Origin of the sequence: Citrobacter sp. Cpo091, from assembly GCF_030332645.1 — a bacterium.
Taxonomy (GTDB): Bacteria; Pseudomonadota; Gammaproteobacteria; order Enterobacterales; family Enterobacteriaceae; genus Citrobacter; species Citrobacter portucalensis.
The window spans coordinates 1,073,333-1,090,443 of record NZ_JAOWHL010000028.1 but is presented as its reverse complement, the minus strand read 5'-3'; the positions used below and the strand labels follow the sequence as shown (position 1 = coordinate 1,090,443).

The window sequence follows — 17,111 nt, the reverse complement described above, 5'->3', positions numbered from 1 at the left end:
TAACCACAACCTTAGCCGATTGTCATCAGGCTGGCGTTCCCCCCGGCTGCGGCGGTATTGACGCTCAGGGAGCGCTCAATATACAACCTTTCCAGTAGGATATTGCTTTCGCCGCGGGCAAAGCCCTGGACCGACACAATCGCCCCTTCGCGGGCCGCCACCGCTTCACACAGTGCGCGAAGCTGATCGGAATCACCGTGGAAAATAACCGCATCAAACGGCTGTGTAGTGATGTTGTCTGTTTTGGCAAACTGGATGCGCCCGGAAACTACTGCTGGCAGGCGTTTTGCCAGGTCGCGATGGAATGTATCATCTGGCCACAGGATTAAGCTACCAACGGAAGTTACAGCGGCAACCTGTACCAGCGCATCCTGTTCATCATCGGCGATACACAGCACGCGTTCGCGCGGCAACAGCGTCCAGGTATTGCGCTCGCCGGTGGGGCCTGGCAGCAGGCGTTGCGTTCCGGCCTGCGCCAGTTCACCAAACTGTTGGCAGAGCGCACGCAGTGCTGGACGATCGGTTGCCCATTCGCTAAGCGCTTCCAGCGGCTGAACGAGCGCCGTTTTAAGCTGTGCATCGACAGGGTATTCGGCATCCTGACGGGCAAGCGTAATGCCTAACGCATTTTCCGGACGGTTTGCCAGCAGGCGGTACAGATACAGCGGTCCACCCGCTTTTGGCCCGGTTCCTGACAAGCCTTCGCCACCGAATGGCTGCACTCCGACGACGGCGCCGACCATATTGCGGTTAACGTACAGGTTCCCCACATGTGCCGAACCCGTGACCTGGGCGATGGTTTCATCGATACGAGTGTGCACGCCCAACGTCAGGCCGTAGCCGGAGGCATTAATTTGCTCAATCAGACTGCCCAGATTGTTGCGGGTGTAACGCACAACGTGCAGTACCGGACCGAACACCTCTTTTTGCAATTCGTCGAAGCTTTCCAGCTCGATAAGCGTCGGCGCGATAAAGGTACCGGTTTGCCATTCACGCGCATCGTCGCTGTTTTCGCGCGCGGCCTGGAACACCGGACGCCCTTTGGCGCGCATGGCCTGAATATGGCGCTCAATATTGGCTTTGGCTTCTTCATCGATTACCGGTCCAATATCGGTGGTCAGGCGGCCCGGGTTACCCATGCGACATTCCGCCATTGCGCCACGCAGCATTTTCAGCGTATGGTCGGCGACATCGTCCTGCAGGCACAGGACGCGAAGCGCGGAGCAGCGCTGTCCGGCGCTGTCAAAGGCAGAAGCCAGAACGTCGACCACGACCTGTTCCGTTAACGCAGAAGAGTCGACGATCATGGCGTTCATCCCGCCGGTTTCGGCGATAAGCGGGATTGGACGCCCCTGAGCATCCAGGCGGGTCGCGATATTACGTTGCAACAGCGTGGCGACTTCCGTTGAGCCGGTAAACATGACGCCGCGTACGCGCTCATCGGAAGTGAGCTGTGCCCCGACCGTTTCGCCCTGGCCGGGCAACAGTTGCACCACGCCTGGCGGCACACCTGCTTCGAGTAAAATGGCAATACCCTGGGCGGCAATCAGCGGAGTTTGTTCCGCGGGTTTTGCCAACACGCTGTTGCCCGCCGCCAGCGCAGCGGCAATCTGCCCGGTGAAAATGGCCAACGGGAAGTTCCAGGGGCTGATACAGACCACCGGCCCTAACGGACGATGGGTTTCATTATCGAAATCATCGCGGACCTGACCGGCATAATAGTGCAGGAAGTCTACCGCTTCGCGCACTTCCGCAATGGCGTTGCTGAAGGTTTTGCCCGCTTCGCGCACCAGAATGCCAATTAACTGCTGCATCTGGCCTTCCATCAGAACGGCGGCGCGATGCAAAATAGCGGCGCGCTCTTGTGGCGGTGTGGCGAACCAGATCGGCGCGTTATTTACCGCGTTCTGCAATGCCTGTTCCACTTCGCTGTGAGTCGCTTCACGCACATAACCGACAATGTCTTTCGGTTCGGCCGGGTTGACGACTGGGGTCATTTCACCGTCAGCAACCGGATGTTCGAGCATCGGTTTAGCGTGCCATTTTTGCAGCGCGCTGTTAAGCAGGGCGGAGGACAGTGAGGCCAGACGATGTTCGTTCGCTAAATCCAGCCCGCCTGAGTTTTCGCGGCCTTTACCGTACAGGTCACGCGGCAGGGCAATCTTCGGATGTGGCAGACCAGCCTGGCCTTCCTGCTGCGCCAGTTTTTCAACGGCTTCGACCGGATCGGCGACCAGTTCATCCAGCGGCAGGGTAGTGTCTGCAATGCGGTTGACGAACGAGGTGTTGGCGCCGTTTTCCAGCAGACGACGCACCAGATACGCAAGCAGCGTTTCATGCGTGCCGACTGGCGCATAAATACGGCATGGACGGTTCAGTTTGCCATCGGCAACTTTACCTGTGACCTGCTCATACAGCGGTTCGCCCATACCGTGCAGGCACTGGAACTCGTACTGACCCGGATAGTAGTTTTGACCGGCCAACTGATAAATCGCCGCCAGCGTATGGGCGTTGTGGGTGGCGAACTGCGGGTAGATCAGATTCGGTACCGCAAGCAGTTTTTTCGCGCAGGCCAGATAGGAAACGTCGGTGTAGACCTTACGGGTATAGACCGGATAACCTTCCAGACCGTCCATTTGCGCACGTTTGATTTCGCTATCCCAGTAGGCGCCCTTAACCAGACGGATCATCAGGCGACGGCGGCTGCGCGTGGCGAGGTCAATCAGGTAGTCGATAACATACGGGCAGCGCTTCTGGTAGGCCTGAATAACAAAGCCGATACCGTTCCAGCCCGCGAGTTCAGGTTCAAAGCACAGTTTCTCCAGCAGATCGAGGGAGATCTCCAGTCGGTCGGCCTCTTCAGCATCGATATTGATACCGATGTCGTACTGGCGGGCCAGCAGAGTAAGCGACTTCAGGCGCGGATAGAGTTCATCCATTACGCGGTCATACTGCGCGCGACTATAACGCGGATGCAGCGCTGACAGCTTGATAGAAATGCCCGGCCCTTCATAGATGCCGCGACCATTTGAGGCTTTACCAATGGCGTGGATTGCCTGTTGGTACGAAACCATATAAGCCTGGGCATCGGCGGCGGTCAGAGCCGCTTCGCCCAGCATGTCGTAAGAGTAGCGGAAACCTTTTTCTTCCAGTTTACGGGCGTTAGCCAGCGCTTCGGCGATAGTCTCTCCGGTGACGAACTGCTCGCCCATCAGGCGCATTGCCATGTCGACGCCTTTACGCACCAGTGGTTCACCGCTTTTACCGATAATACGGTTGAGTGAGCGTGAGAGGCTGGCTTCATTATGCGTAGAAACCAGACGACCGGTAAACAACAGCCCCCAGGTCGCCGCGTTGACGAACAGGGACGGGCTACGTCCAATGTGCGACTGCCAGTTGCCGTTGCTGATTTTGTCGCGGATTAACGCATCGCGGGTTGCCTTATCAGGAATACGCAGCAGGGCTTCGGCCAGGCACATCAGCGCGACCCCTTCCTGCGAAGAAAGTGAGAATTCCTGCAATAAACCCTGTACCATCCCGGCGCGGCCGCTGGCGGTCTTTTGGTTACGCAGTTTGTCGGCCAGATCGTACGCCAGCTTGTGCGCTTGCTCCGCAATGGGTTGCGGCAGACGAGCCTGTTCCATCAACATCGGCACAGCATCGGTTTCGGCTCGGCGGTACGCGGCGGTGATTGCTGCGCGGGAAACTGACTGCGGCAGGATCTGTTCGGCAAATTCCAGGAAAGGCTGATGCGCTTCATTCTGCGGCGTGGTTGACTCCTCACCCTCATTCGCGGCACCCGCCAGCAGGGCCGGCAGTTCAGGAAGCGCATCGTCATTTTCCAGTCTTTCGAGATAATTAAAGATGGCTTGCTTGATCAGCCAATGTGGCGTGCGATCGATTCGTGATGCTGCTGTTTTAATACGCTCGCGAGTGGCGTCATCCAGTTTAACCCCCATCGTGGTGGTTCCCATGCCGTTTACTCCTGTTGTACTGAAATACGGGTCTGATAGTTACCGAGAAATATCCACTATGTTGCAACTTTGTGCAACCGTGTTAAATGTGACTTGGTTTGCAAGCTTGAAAATGAATGAGATGTTAATAAATATGAGTCTTATGATGTGGGCTGTATAAATTACAGAATCTTTTTCTCTGCGGTAGTTAACACTTTTAAAAGGTGCAACCGAAAAAAATGTGAGAGAGTGCAACCTACAGAAAAATGCTATCTACTCTGGATCAAATTTGATGTAAATGGTGTGTTAAATCGATTGTGAATAACCATCGCTTCCGGCAGGATACGGTCGCCCTGGTCAACATAGATATCTTTGCCACGTTCCGGCAGGGTAATAAAACGGCAAGCCACGGCATTGCTGATACATAATTTTGGAGAGTTTTGATGGCTATTAGCACACCGATGTTAGTGACATTCTGTGTCTATATTTTCGGCATGATATTGATAGGGTTTATTGCATGGCGTTCAACCAAAAACTTTGACGATTACATTCTGGGTGGACGCAGTCTGGGTCCATTCGTGACCGCGTTATCCGCCGGGGCATCTGACATGAGCGGCTGGTTGCTGATGGGTCTGCCTGGCGCGATTTTCCTGTCGGGGATTTCAGAAAGCTGGATCGCCATCGGCCTTATTTTGGGCGCCTGGATCAACTGGAAGCTGGTGGCCGGACGTTTACGCGTACACACCGAATACAATAACAATGCGCTGACGTTACCGGATTACTTTACCGGTCGCTTTGAAGATAAAAGCCGAATTCTGCGTATTATCTCCGCGCTGGTTATTCTGCTGTTTTTCACCATCTATTGCGCTTCCGGTATTGTGGCAGGGGCACGTCTGTTTGAAAGCACCTTTGGCATGAGCTACGAAACAGCACTGTGGGCGGGCGCGGCCGCGACGATCATTTATACCTTTATTGGTGGTTTCCTGGCGGTTAGCTGGACCGATACCGTCCAGGCCAGCCTGATGATCTTTGCTCTGATCCTGACGCCGGTGATGGTAGTCATTGGCGTGGGTGGATTCGACGATTCGCTGGAAGTGATTAAACAAAAGAGCATTGAGAACGTGGACATGTTCAAAGGGCTGAATTTTGTTGCCATCATTTCCCTGATGGGCTGGGGTCTGGGCTACTTTGGTCAGCCGCATATTCTGGCGCGCTTTATGGCTGCAGATTCCCACCATAGCATCGTTCATGCTCGCCGCATTAGCATGGCCTGGATGATTCTGTGTCTGGCAGGTGCTGTGGCCGTGGGCTTCTTTGGTATTGCTTACTTTAACAACAACCCACAGTTTGCCGGTGCCGTTAACCAGAACGCCGAGCGTGTGTTTATTGAACTGGCGCAAATCCTGTTCAACCCGTGGATTGCCGGTATCCTGCTGTCTGCGATCCTCGCTGCGGTTATGTCGACCCTGAGCTGCCAGCTGCTGGTGTGCTCCAGCGCAATCACCGAAGATTTGTACAAAGCGTTCCTGCGTAAAAATGCCAGCCAGAAAGAGCTGGTATGGATTGGCCGCATCATGGTGTTGGTCGTGGCGCTGGTGTCTATCGCGCTGGCGGCGAACCCGGAGAACCGCGTACTTGGTCTGGTAAGCTACGCCTGGGCGGGCTTCGGCGCTGCGTTTGGTCCGGTAGTCCTGTTCTCCGTAATGTGGTCGCGTATGACCCGCAACGGCGCGCTGGCAGGGATGATCATTGGTGCGGTGACGGTAATCGTCTGGAAACAGTTTGCCTGGCTGGGTCTGTATGAAATCATCCCGGGCTTTGTTTTCGGCAGCATCGGTATTGTGGTCTTCAGCCTGTTGGGTAAAGCGCCTTCAACTGCTATGCAGCAACGTTTTGCCGAGGCTGATGCGCATTATCACTCAGCTCCGCCATCGCGTTTACAGGCAGAATAATCTGCCTCTGTCTTCAAGCCCGCCGCGTGCGGGCTTTTTTATTGCTTCCGTTGTAAACCTGCTATAACCATTACCCGCCTGGCTTTTTACATTCAGTCATCATTCTCAAAACATTCTGCTTGAGTTTTTCTTTGCTGTAATGATAATCAATATCACTGTAATTTACTTTTCTTTTCATCAATTGACTGAGAATAACGTTTAAGGGTTCTTCGCATGTTTGTTCCATTTCTAATTATGTTGCGCGAAGGGTTAGAGGCCGCGCTGATTGTCAGCCTGATTGCCAGCTACCTGAAACGGACTCAGCGTGGTCGATGGATTGGTGTGATGTGGATTGGTGTTCTGCTGGCGGCGGCGTTATGCCTGGCGTTAGGGATTTTCATCAACGAAACCACCGGTGAATTTCCGCAAAAAGAACAGGAGCTGTTTGAAGGCATCGTGGCGGTCATTGCCGTGGTGATCCTCACCTGGATGGTGTTCTGGATGCGTAAAGTTTCGCGCAACGTCAAAGTCCAGCTTGAACAGGCTGTCGATAACGCGTTGCAACGCGGCAACCATCACGGCTGGGCGCTGGTGATGATGGTCTTTTTTGCTGTTGCCCGTGAAGGGCTGGAGTCGGTGTTCTTCCTGCTGGCAGCTTTCCAGCAGGATGTAGGTATCTGGCCGCCGTTAGGCGCGATGCTGGGACTGGCTACCGCGGTGGTACTGGGTTACCTGATTTACCTCGGCGGCATTCGCCTCAACCTCGGGGCATTCTTTAAATGGACCAGCCTGTTCATTTTGCTGGTGGCTGCCGGTCTTGCCGCTGGGGCGATCCGCGCTTTCCACGAAGCTGGGTTGTGGAATCATTTTCAGGATGTGGCGTTTGACCTGAGCAGTGTGCTGTCGACGCATTCGCTGTTTGGCACATTGATGGAAGGCATTTTCGGCTATCAGGAAGCGCCAAGCGTTAGTGAAGTCGCTGTCTGGTTTATCTACCTGATTCCGGCGTTGATTATGTTTGCGTTACCGCCGCGTTCAGGCACTACGGCATCGCGTACCGCACCTTGATAAAAACGCGATGCAGAATACTTTTTAGTTACAACATACTTATTTATAGGGATAGGTTATGACGTTTAATTTTCGCCGTAGTGCGCTGCAGCTAGGTATCGCCGCGCTGTTTGCCTCCGCTTTTAATGCACAAGCTGCCGATATTCCGCAGGTGAAAGTCACTGTTAACGACAAACAATGTGAACCGATGATTATCACGGTTAATGCCGGGAAAACGCAGTTCATCATCCAGAACCATAGCCAGAAAGCGCTGGAGTGGGAGATCCTCAAAGGCGTTATGGTGGTTGAAGAGCGCGAAAACATTGCACCAGGCTTTAGCCAGAAAATGACCGCTAACCTCCAGCCAGGCGAATATGATATGACCTGCGGTCTGTTGACTAACCCGAAAGGCAAACTGATCGTAAAAGGTAGCGCAACGGCGGATGCCGCGCAAAGCGATGCTCTGCTGAGTCTGAGCAGCGCGATTACCGAATACAAAGCCTATGTGACAGCCGAAACCGCGCAGTTGGTTGCGGGCACTAAAGCCTTTACCGATGCGATTAAGGCAGGTGATCTGGAAAAAGCGAAATCGCTGTATGCGCCAACCCGTCAGCATTATGAGCGTATTGAACCGATTGCTGAACTGTTCTCCGATCTCGACGGCAGCATCGATGCGCGGGAAGATGATTACGAACAAAAAGCCGCCGATCCTAAATTCACCGGCTTCCACCGCCTGGAGAAAGCGCTGTTTGGCGACAATACCACCAAAGGTATGGATAAGTACGCCGACCAATTAAACAGCGATGTTCTTGACCTGCAAACGCGTATTAGCGAGCTGGCTTTCCCACCGTCTAAAGTTGTTGGCGGGGCAGCAGGACTGATTGAAGAAGTTGCTGCCAGCAAAATCAGTGGGGAAGAAGATCGCTATAGCCATACCGATCTGTGGGATTTCCAGGCTAACGTCGATGGTGCGCAGAAAATTGTCGATCTCTTGCGTCCTCAGTTGCAAAAATCCAATGCTGAACTGCTTGCGAAGGTGGATGCGAACTTCAAAAAGGTCGATACCATTCTGAGCAAGTACCGTACCAAAGACGGCTTTGAAACCTATGACAAACTGACTGATGCCGATCGTAATGCACTGAAAGGGCCAATCACGACGCTGGCGGAAGATTTGTCGCAATTACGCGGTGTTCTGGGTCTGGATTAAGCACTATGCAGCAAGATAATGAAAACGGCGTGAGCGAACCGTCACGCCGACGTTTACTGAAAGGGATGGGCGCCCTGGGTGGGGCGCTGGCGCTGGCGGGTGGGTGTCCGGTTGCCCACGCGCAAAAACCACAAAGCGCGCCGGGCACGTTGTCTCCGGATGCACGTAGTGAAGCGCAGCCGTTTTATGGTCAGCATCAGGCGGGGATCCTGACGCCGCAGCAGGCATCAATGATGCTGGTGGCATTCGATGTTCTCGCCAGCGACAAGGCCGATCTTGAGCGTTTATTCCGGTTGCTGACCAGCCGGTTTGCGTTTCTGACCACCGGTGGACCGGCGCCGGATACGCCGAATCCGCGTCTTCCCCCTATGGATTCAGGTATCCTTGGCGCATACATTGCGCCAGACAACCTGACGATGACGTTGTCAGTCGGCTCCTCGCTGTTTGATGAACGCTATGGCCTGAAATCCCAGATGCCGAAAAAGCTGCAAAAAATGACCCGCTTCCCGAATGATTCACTGGATGCGGCGCTATGTCATGGCGATGTGTTGCTGCAGATTTGTGCCAACACCCAGGACACCGTCATCCACGCGTTGCGCGATATCATTAAACATACGCCCGATCTCCTTAGCGTGCGCTGGAAACGTGAAGGTTTTATTTCCGACCACGCCGCACGTAGTAAAGGCAAAGAGACCCCGGTCAATTTGCTTGGCTTTAAAGACGGCACCGCGAATCCGGACGCTACGGATGCGAAGTTGATGCAAGACGTGGTGTGGGTTACGGACGGGCAGGGCGAGCCTGCCTGGGCGCAAGGCGGAAGCTATCAGGCCGTCAGGCTCATTCAGTTTCGCGTTGAGTTCTGGGATCGTACGCCGCTGAAAGAGCAGCAAACGATTTTTGGTCGCGATAAACACACCGGCGCACCGCTGGGTATGCAGCATGAGCATGATGTGCCTGACTATGCCAGCGATCCTGAAGGCGAGGTGATTGCGCTCGACAGCCATATCCGTCTCGCAAATCCGCGTACGAAAGAGACCGACTCCAGCCTGATGATGCGTCGTGGCTACAGTTATTCGCTCGGTGTGACTAATTCCGGTCAACTGGATATGGGGCTGTTGTTTGTCTGCTATCAACACGATCTGGAAAAAGGTTTTTTGACAGTGCAGAAACGTCTGAACGGTGAAGCGCTGGAAGAATATGTCAAACCGATTGGTGGGGGATATTTCTTTGCTTTGCCGGGTGTTAAAACTGCAGATAATTATCTGGGACAGTCTCTGCTTGAAGCCTGATGATTATGCCCCGCAGTACAGCGGGGTTTTTCCTGACATCTTGATGAAGGAACAAACTATTTTTTATGATCGGTATGCGACTGAAATAATTCTGTCATCTCTCTGCAAGAGACTGTCTCTGGTGATAAGATAGAATTTAAGTTAACAACAAGTAAAAATATTGTTGCATTAGCGAAAGGTTATGATGTACTTATAAGTAATAGCGGTAGTTCCCGGCGGTGATTGTCATTCACTATGGAGATCGCGAATGGAAAAGTCCTGTATTGGACACGTTTTTCACAGTAACAGCAGTACCTTACGCGGACGTTTCTCTTCCGGTAGCCTCCTCGTCACCGCTAAATCTCTCTCTCATTCACTTCTTATCTTCGCAACTGACGCCCTGTACGGTGCGCGTAGCTGTGCGTGGCGTCTTATCCGAAAGCAAGCAATGGCTTACAAGGAAGCCAACCCTCAGATGTTCGTGCGCATAATCGTGCCGCCAACGGCGCGTGTGATGTATACCTACAACTCAAGGTGCTATCCATGGGAAGACAAAAAGCAGTGATCAAAGCTCGTCGTGAAGCAAAACGTGTGCTGAGGCGGGATTCGCGTAGCCATAAGCAACGTGAAGATGAATCGGTCACCTCGCTTGTGCAGATGGGCGGCGTAGAAGCGATTGGTATGGCGCGTGACAGTCGCGACGCCTCGCCAATCACGGCGCGGAATGAAGCTCAGGCGCACTACCTGAATGCTATCGAGAGTAAACAGCTGATCTTCGCCACCGGTGAAGCCGGGTGTGGTAAAACCTGGATCAGCGCGGCAAAAGCAGCAGAGGCCCTGATCCATAAAGATGTGGACAGGATCATTGTAACCCGTCCAGTTCTGCAAGCTGATGAAGACCTCGGCTTCTTACCTGGAGATGTTTCCGAGAAGTTTGCTCCCTATTTTCGCCCCGTGTATGACGTGCTTGTCAAACGGCTGGGAGCCTCCTTCATGCAATATTGCCTGCGACCTGAGATTGGTAAGGTGGAAATCGCGCCGTTCGCCTATATGCGTGGACGTACATTTGAAAATGCAGTGGTCATTCTTGACGAGGCTCAGAACGTCACTGCTGCGCAAATGAAGATGTTTTTGACCCGCCTCGGGGAGAATGTGACGGTGATTGTGAATGGGGATGTGACCCAGTGCGATCTACCAGCCCACGTTCGCTCAGGGCTTAGCGATGCGCTGGCCCGTTTCGAAGAAGATGAGATGGTTGGGATTGTTCGTTTCAATAAAGACGATTGCGTCCGCTCTGCGCTCTGTCAGCGGACGCTCAACGCTTACAACTGATAAGTACTCCGTCTTCAAGGCCTGGGAAACCGGGCTTTGTTGTTTGACGCCAGTACATGACCGGTCGGGGCTTCTCATCCCCCCCGTAGATGTGCAACATGCGAAAAAAAAGCCCGTACTTGCGTACGAGTTCTTCTTAAAATATGGCGGTGAGGGGGGGATTGACTCGCTTCGCTCGCCCTTCGGGCAGCCCACTCACTCCGTTCGCGGTCTGTCCAACTGGCTGCGCCAGCAGTCGAACCCCGGTCGGGGTTTCTCATCCCCCCGTAGATGTGCAACATGCGAAAAAAAAGCCCGTACTTTCGTACGAGCTCTTCTTAAAATATGGCGGTGAGGGGGGGATTGACTCGCTTTGCTCGCCCTTCGGGCAGCCCACTCACTCCGTTCGCGGTCTGTCCAGCTGGCTGCGCCAGCAGTCGAACCCCGGTCGGGGTTTCTCATCCCCCCGCAGATGTGCAACATGCGAAAAAAAAGCCCGTACTTGCGTACGAGCTCTTCTTAAAATATGGCGGTGAGGGGGGGATTCGAACCCCCGATACGTTGCCGTATACACACTTTCCAGGCGTGCTCCTTCAGCCACTCGGACACCTCACCATATTGTTGTTCCTGTGCTACCGGAACGGGCGCTAATGTAGGGGAAACACCGCCCCGCCGTCAATCAACTTTTTGAAAAAAATGTGCATTTACACAAACTTCAAGCAACATGGAGCATAAATAAGCGGGAATTGTTTTTTTTGCCAGCATCCTAAAATTTGCTACTCTGATGTTCCCTCGAAAAATGATGATAATAAGTGCGAGAAAGTTCCGCACAACAATGTTCAGGAGACAATATGGATATAATTTTCTATCACCCAACATTCGATACGACCTGGTGGATTAATGCGTTGGCAAAGGCAATACCTGGTGCGAACGTACGTGAGTGGAAAGCGGGTGATAATGCACATGCTGACTATGCGCTGGTCTGGCATCCGCCGGTTGAAATGCTCGCAGGACGAAAATTAAAAGCCGTATTTGCGCTGGGCGCGGGCGTCGATTCTATTCTCAGTAAACTCAATGCTCATCCGGAAATGTTGGATGCGTCGATCCCGCTTTTCCGTCTGGAAGATACGGGTATGGGCCTGCAAATGCAGGAATATGCTGTCAGTCAGGTGCTGCACTGGTTTCGTCGCTTTGATGATTATCAAGCATTGAAAAATCAGGCGAAATGGCAGCCGTTGCCAGAATATACTCGCGAGGAGTTTACCGTCGGGATCATGGGGGCTGGGGTATTGGGCGCAAAAGTTGCCGAAAGCCTGCAGGCATGGGGATTCCCACTGCGCTGCTGGAGTCGTACGCGTAAATCCTGGTCTGGCGTGGAAAGCTTCGCCGGTACTGAGGAACTGGGCGCGTTTTTGAGTCAAACTCGCGTGCTGATCAACCTTCTGCCTAATACGGCAGAAACCGTAGGCATTATTAACGCTGATTTACTTAGCCAATTGCAGGATGGCGCCTACGTGCTAAACCTTGCACGCGGTGTTCATCTCAATGAAGACGATCTTCTGGCATCGCTGGAAAGCGGCAAGGTGAAGGGGGCCATGCTGGATGTTTATAGCCGTGAACCGCTGCCAGAAAACAGCCCATTATGGAAACATCCGCGTGTGGCGATGACGCCACATATTGCCGCAGTTACCCGTCCGGCAGAAGCGGTGGACTATATCTCCCGCACGATTATGAACCTGGAGAGCGGGCAAGTCGTAACAGGTCAGGTCAATCGCGTTCGGGGATATTAATGGTAACCCGGCAGGTACCGGGTTTCAGCTAAAATACCCGTCATACTTCAAGCTGCATGTGCGTTGGCTACGGTTGTTCACCCGAATCACTTACTTAAGTAAGTGATTCGGGTATCACTCCCTTGCCACCTGCCTGCGACTCGAATTTTTAGGGTATTAATGGCGGCGATACCTGCTATCCTTGACGGAAAATGACTACAGGAGAGAGTTATGTATCCCGTTGACCTGCATATGCATACCGTCGCCAGCACCCACGCCTACAGCACCTTAAGTGATTACATCGCGGAAGCTCGTCGCAAAGGCATCAAGCTATTTGCCATTACCGATCATGGACCGGACATGGCGGATGCACCTCACCACTGGCACTTTATCAATATGCGTATTTGGCCGCGTGTCGTGGATGGCGTGGGGATCCTGCGTGGAATAGAAGCCAATATTAAGAATATTGAAGGTGAAATTGACTGTTCAGGTCCGATGTTTACCTCCCTGGACCTCATTATTGCGGGCTTCCATGAGCCGGTTTTTGCACCTCACGATAAAGACACCAATACCCAGGCAATGATAGCTACGATGGCCAGCGGTAATGTGCACATCATCAGTCATCCGGGAAATCCAAAATATCCTGTTGATATTAAAGCAATTGCGCAGGCGGCGGCAAAGTACCAGGTTGCACTGGAAATCAATAACTCTTCGTTTTTGCATTCGCGTAAGGGCAGTGAGGATAATTGCCGTGCGGTTGCTGCGGCTGTGCGTGATGCTGGTGGATGGGTGGCGTTAGGGTCGGATTCACATACCGCTTTCACGCTGGGAGAATTTGGCGAATGCCGTAAAATCCTGGATGATGTTAATTTCCCTGAAGACAGAATTTTAAACGTCACACCTAAACGTCTATTGGCGTTTCTGGAATCGCGAGGCATGGAGCCGATCGCGGAATTTGCTGAACTGTAATTGTTACTAACTGGAATATATCAATGAACGAGTTTTCTATCCTGTGTCGTGTACTGGGCTCGCTGTTTTACCGCCAACCGCAGGACCCTTTACTGGTTCCCCTGTTTACCCTGATTAGTGAAGGTAAACTGTCCGCCAACTGGCCGCTGGAACAGGACGAACTGCTCACCCGTTTACAGAAGAGCTGCGATATGCCCCAGCTGGCTGCAGATTACAACGCGCTGTTTGTCGGTGACGAGTGTGCAGTGCCGCCTTATCGTAGTGCCTGGGTAGAAGGGGCGAAAGAATCCGATGTTCGTGCATTTCTTTCAGCCCGGGGCATGCCGCTTGCTGATACACCGGCAGATCACATTGGTACGCTGTTGCTGGCGGCTTCATGGCTTGAAGACCAGTCTGCGGAAGATGAAAGTGAGGCGCTTGAAACCTTGTTTGTAGACTACTTGCTGCCCTGGTGCGGTACGTTCCTTGGTAAAGTTGAAGCGCACGCGAACACGCCTTTCTGGCGTACGATAGCACCGCTGACGCGTGATGCCATTGGTGCGATGTGGGACGAATTGCAGGAAGATACAGACGAATAAATGTGACGTGCGTCACCCAATAGTGCAACTCAATTTATAAGCTTGCATAAATTGTGTGCGCGATCTCATTACCATGCCGTTTTTCTGCTAAGATGCGCGGCATGAACATACTTCTCTCAATTGCAATCACAACGGGCATTCTCTCCGGGATCTGGGGATGGGTGGCCGTTTCTCTTGGTTTACTCAGTTGGGCTGGCTTTCTGGGTTGCACGGCTTATTTCGCCTGCCCGCAAGGTGGGTTAAAAGGACTGTGGATCTCGGCGTGTACGCTGTTAAGCGGTGTGGTGTGGGCGTTGGTGATTATTAACGGTAGCGCGCTTGCTCCGCATATGGACATTATTGGTTATGTCATGACAGGAATTGTCGCGTTTCTGATGTGTATCCAGGCAAAGCAATGGTTGCTTTCATTTGTACCGGGCACGTTCATTGGCGCATGTGCAACATTTGCAGGGCAGGGCGACTGGCGACTGGTTGTACCGTCACTGGCACTGGGCCTCGTATTCGGCTATGCAATGAAAAACAGTGGTCTGTGGCTGGCATCTCGCCGTGAAAATAGAATATCGTCGACGCTGACCAGTAAATAAAAAAGCGTGAGGGTTTTCCTCACGCTTTTTATGCTGTATAGACCCATCAGGATTCTGGCGGTACCGACATATGACGGTATTTAACCAGGATGTCATTATCAACTTGTTTCTTATCCTGCAAATCCCACAATCCGCGATCGATGCCGTCATTAATCAGGAAGATAACGCCCGTTTCAATCGCTGACATCAGACAAAGCATAACCGGTTCGTTAGAGGTGTAGCCAATTTCACCTTCCAACAGACGCTGGTAGTCAATAAAGCGGAACACCCCAGCCTGTACTTCATAAGACAGAATGGTTTTACTGGTATTCACTGACGACAGGATCTCACCGGTGCTGACGTTAACTACGCGCAGGTTTACCGCTATCTGGTCGAGCTGGTATTGCGTATCGGCGCCAATACCAAAATAACGTGCACCGACACCACCCGATTTAACGTTGCTTTCATAACCGATAATTGACCCTTCAACCATGACGTTTGCCGCGGTCAGGGACTGTAGCGGGATCCGGTTATTAATCGCAACCGTACCGTTTTCCTGAGCTGCACGAATGATTTTGCGTTCGTTAAGCAAGTTCTGTAACCCCTGACGTTCCAGTGGGACGAACCAACGAGAATCTTTCAATGCAGTGACAAGCATAGCCGTGGCGCTTTGCGGGACGGCGGTTGAGAAGTTACTTGCCGGGTAAGGTTTAAATTGGCCAGTCTCATCCTGAATGTTGTATACCGACACAAAGATCTTACCTGTAGGCATAGGCAGATGCGTCAAGTCTTTATAGCTTTGGGCTCGGGGCATTAATGTCGGCTTAGCGGCTTCTTGAGGCGGAGCTGTTAAACATCCGCTGAGTAAAATTACTGCCACCATGATAAGTAAACGCTGCATGATTATTTCCTTTCGTGGCTATAACTTAGAAGTCGGTCGACTGTGTTTGTAAACCCGACACTTCAATTGTCGAAGTTTTCCCCGATTTCCTGTCGGTGACATTCAATTGCAGTTGTCCGTCCCGGTTGGCGATATCAATGATAAAATCATTGGTCACCATTCTTCCTGGTTTACCGGTATTAATGTTGGTGAGTAGGCCACCGAGAATTTGTGACTGAATCGCCTGAGTAAAGTTATCCAGAGCTGACGGGGTTTCAATACCGTAATCGTCATAGCTTGGATCTTTATATGAGTTCTGGGCCTGGGCGCTGTTCAACAGAAAAGCACCATTATTCGGGTTGCCACCAAAGTTTGGGTTGCGAAACTGGAACGTCATGTTTCCGGCCCAACTTAATGGTGAAATTAGCATGAGCAAAACCACTGCATGTTTAACACGCATGAAAGCCTCCGGACAAAATCATGTTTTAGAATTCATCACGCGCTAAATCGCTAGTGCTTAATAGTGTTTGATCTATTTGCCGGCGATTTAATGCTTCCTCAGTTTGTGCCAATGCGAAGACTACAATTTTGTCGAAGTCTTTTTTCGTCGGAAATAAAAAAGTCTGGAAGATAACGTCCTGATTGACCGTTATGGTGATCCAACTTCCCCAACGCGCACTGGGTCTTTCATTAATGGTTAAGTTTCCTGTGTACTCGCTTTCCCACTTATCACTAAAGGCCCGATAAAAATCATGCCCGATTGAAGAGACAGTGTGGTCAGTTAACAGCCCGGGAACCTCCACCTCTACGGTTGTCGCTGCGTGCAGACTCCCGGCAGCAAAGAATAAATTTGCTGCCACAATCCAGGTCAAATACCGTTTCATGGCTTTATCGCCTGAGGTTATCATTGGCCCATGAGACCGCCTGCGTACGGTTTTTGACAGCTATCTTTTTGAAAAGATTATAAAGATGTGTTTTTACCGTATTTTCACTGATAAACAGTGAGCGAGCGATTTCAATATTTGAGGCGCCGATACGCAATTTATTAAGGATCTCTTTTTCACGGTGCGTCAGCAGTGCCGACTCCGTGCTGTTATAACGATAATTTCCAGAGTGCGTGATCAGATAACTGGCAAGTTTTTGCGTGAAGTAACATTCACCGCGCAAGATACCCTGCAAGCCGCTTACGACACGCTGCTCGTCTTCAGTTGCGTAAAAAACACCATTGATATGCGGCCAGTTTTCGATATCCCGATAAGGGTAATCATCAGGAGTATTCAACAATAACGTCTTTATATTGTTGTTTTTTCTACTCAAATTATCTTGCCAGTAATGGATCAGTTTTTTATCTGCCTCCATCATATCCAGTAAAACAATGCAGCTGGAGGATATATCATCCAGAGAACGTTGAATATTATGTAGTTTTCCGGTGAGTGCCAGTGATTGTTTTAAATGCTGTAATAATGCAGTTGCCTGCAAAGAAGGTTTTGTGATCAACAATAATGTATGACCATGAATACTATGGACTTCATTAAACATGATGAAACTCCACTTTTTAGTCGCACACCTGACAGCTGTCTCTACTAAAATAGAGGCACCAGAAGTACTGACAGATGTTGCACTGCTGTGTAGATA

The 17,111-nt window shown here is 51.8% G+C and carries 15 protein-coding genes, 1 tRNA gene and 2 other RNA genes; 10 read left to right on the top strand and 8 right to left on the bottom strand.

The window, feature by feature from the left end; translation table 11 throughout:
• Positions 1 to 11 precede the first annotated feature (11 nt).
• Positions 12 to 3,974, bottom strand: coding sequence for a trifunctional transcriptional regulator/proline dehydrogenase/L-glutamate gamma-semialdehyde dehydrogenase (putA, locus tag OGY04_RS08770; protein WP_192464032.1), 3,963 nt, complete (start codon positions 3,972 to 3,974; stop codon positions 12 to 14).
• Between the two features lie 422 nt (positions 3,975 to 4,396).
• Between putA and putP the strand changes: the two genes are divergently transcribed.
• From putP to phoH, 6 genes are all read left to right on the top strand, one after another.
• Positions 4,397 to 5,905, top strand: coding sequence for a sodium/proline symporter PutP (gene putP, locus OGY04_RS08765; protein ID WP_286585115.1), 1,509 nt, complete (start codon positions 4,397 to 4,399; stop codon positions 5,903 to 5,905).
• Positions 5,906 to 6,118: 213 nt separating this feature from the next.
• On the top strand, positions 6,119 to 6,952 hold the full coding sequence (gene efeU, locus OGY04_RS08760; RefSeq protein ID WP_003036041.1) for an iron uptake transporter permease EfeU: 834 nt from the start codon (positions 6,119 to 6,121) through the stop codon (positions 6,950 to 6,952).
• A 58-nt stretch (positions 6,953 to 7,010) separates the two neighbouring features.
• Positions 7,011 to 8,138, top strand: a complete 1,128-nt coding sequence (gene efeO / locus OGY04_RS08755; RefSeq protein ID WP_267454197.1) for an iron uptake system protein EfeO — start codon at positions 7,011 to 7,013, stop codon at positions 8,136 to 8,138.
• Between the two features lie 5 nt (positions 8,139 to 8,143).
• On the top strand, positions 8,144 to 9,427 hold the full coding sequence (efeB, locus tag OGY04_RS08750; RefSeq protein WP_008784328.1) for an iron uptake transporter deferrochelatase/peroxidase subunit: 1,284 nt from the start codon (positions 8,144 to 8,146) through the stop codon (positions 9,425 to 9,427).
• A gap of 247 nt (positions 9,428 to 9,674) precedes the next feature.
• Positions 9,675 to 9,971 carry a hypothetical protein gene (locus OGY04_RS08745; RefSeq protein WP_172111178.1) on the top strand — a complete coding sequence of 99 codons (297 nt, stop codon included), beginning with the start codon at positions 9,675 to 9,677 and terminating at the stop codon, positions 9,969 to 9,971.
• Complete coding sequence (gene phoH / locus OGY04_RS08740; protein WP_003832078.1) at positions 9,950 to 10,738, top strand: phosphate starvation-inducible protein PhoH; 789 nt, start codon at positions 9,950 to 9,952, stop codon at positions 10,736 to 10,738. Before OGY04_RS08745 ends, phoH begins: the two co-directional genes overlap by 22 nt.
• 144 nt (positions 10,739 to 10,882) lie before the next feature.
• Here the strand turns inward: phoH and OGY04_RS08735 are convergent.
• From OGY04_RS08735 to OGY04_RS08725, 3 genes are all read right to left on the bottom strand, one after another.
• Positions 10,883 to 11,019, bottom strand: a non-coding RNA gene (locus tag OGY04_RS08735) — RtT sRNA.
• Positions 11,020 to 11,063: 44 nt separating this feature from the next.
• A non-coding RNA gene (locus OGY04_RS08730) (RtT sRNA) lies at positions 11,064 to 11,200 on the bottom strand.
• 44 nt (positions 11,201 to 11,244) lie between these two features.
• Positions 11,245 to 11,332 (bottom strand) — tRNA-Ser (locus OGY04_RS08725).
• 236 nt (positions 11,333 to 11,568) lie between these two features.
• Between OGY04_RS08725 and ghrA the strand changes: the two genes are divergently transcribed.
• From ghrA to OGY04_RS08705, 4 genes are all read left to right on the top strand, one after another.
• Positions 11,569 to 12,507 carry a glyoxylate/hydroxypyruvate reductase GhrA gene (ghrA, locus tag OGY04_RS08720; RefSeq protein ID WP_057067489.1) on the top strand — a complete coding sequence of 313 codons (939 nt, stop codon included), beginning with the start codon at positions 11,569 to 11,571 and terminating at the stop codon, positions 12,505 to 12,507.
• 210 nt (positions 12,508 to 12,717) lie between these two features.
• Positions 12,718 to 13,455: a phosphatase gene (locus OGY04_RS08715; protein WP_008784332.1), complete on the top strand. Its 738-nt coding sequence runs from the start codon at positions 12,718 to 12,720 to the stop codon at positions 13,453 to 13,455.
• 23 nt (positions 13,456 to 13,478) lie between these two features.
• Positions 13,479 to 14,033, top strand: coding sequence for a TorD/DmsD family molecular chaperone (locus tag OGY04_RS08710; protein WP_003832084.1), 555 nt, complete (start codon positions 13,479 to 13,481; stop codon positions 14,031 to 14,033).
• Positions 14,034 to 14,134: 101 nt separating this feature from the next.
• On the top strand, positions 14,135 to 14,617 hold the full coding sequence (locus tag OGY04_RS08705) for a DUF1097 domain-containing protein (RefSeq protein ID WP_032934412.1): 483 nt from the start codon (positions 14,135 to 14,137) through the stop codon (positions 14,615 to 14,617).
• A 46-nt stretch (positions 14,618 to 14,663) separates the two neighbouring features.
• Here OGY04_RS08705 and csgG read toward each other — a convergent pair whose 3' ends face one another.
• From csgG to csgD, 4 genes are read right to left on the bottom strand one after another with little or no spacing between them, the layout of a single operon-like run.
• Positions 14,664 to 15,497, bottom strand: a complete 834-nt coding sequence (gene csgG, locus OGY04_RS08700) for a curli production assembly/transport protein CsgG (RefSeq protein ID WP_003036082.1) — start codon at positions 15,495 to 15,497, stop codon at positions 14,664 to 14,666.
• A gap of 25 nt (positions 15,498 to 15,522) precedes the next feature.
• Positions 15,523 to 15,936 (bottom strand): curli production assembly/transport protein CsgF, encoded by a 414-nt coding sequence (gene csgF, locus OGY04_RS08695; RefSeq protein ID WP_003832089.1) that lies wholly within the window; start codon positions 15,934 to 15,936, stop codon positions 15,523 to 15,525.
• A gap of 25 nt (positions 15,937 to 15,961) precedes the next feature.
• Positions 15,962 to 16,360 carry a curli production assembly/transport protein CsgE gene (csgE, locus tag OGY04_RS08690; protein WP_008784336.1) on the bottom strand — a complete coding sequence of 133 codons (399 nt, stop codon included), beginning with the start codon at positions 16,358 to 16,360 and terminating at the stop codon, positions 15,962 to 15,964.
• A gap of 4 nt (positions 16,361 to 16,364) precedes the next feature.
• The gene (csgD, locus tag OGY04_RS08685) at positions 16,365 to 17,015 is read right to left on the bottom strand and encodes a biofilm master transcriptional regulator CsgD (RefSeq protein ID WP_003832092.1); all 651 of its coding nucleotides are present in this window, start codon (positions 17,013 to 17,015) and stop codon (positions 16,365 to 16,367) included.
• Positions 17,016 to 17,111: the final 96 nt, after the last annotated feature.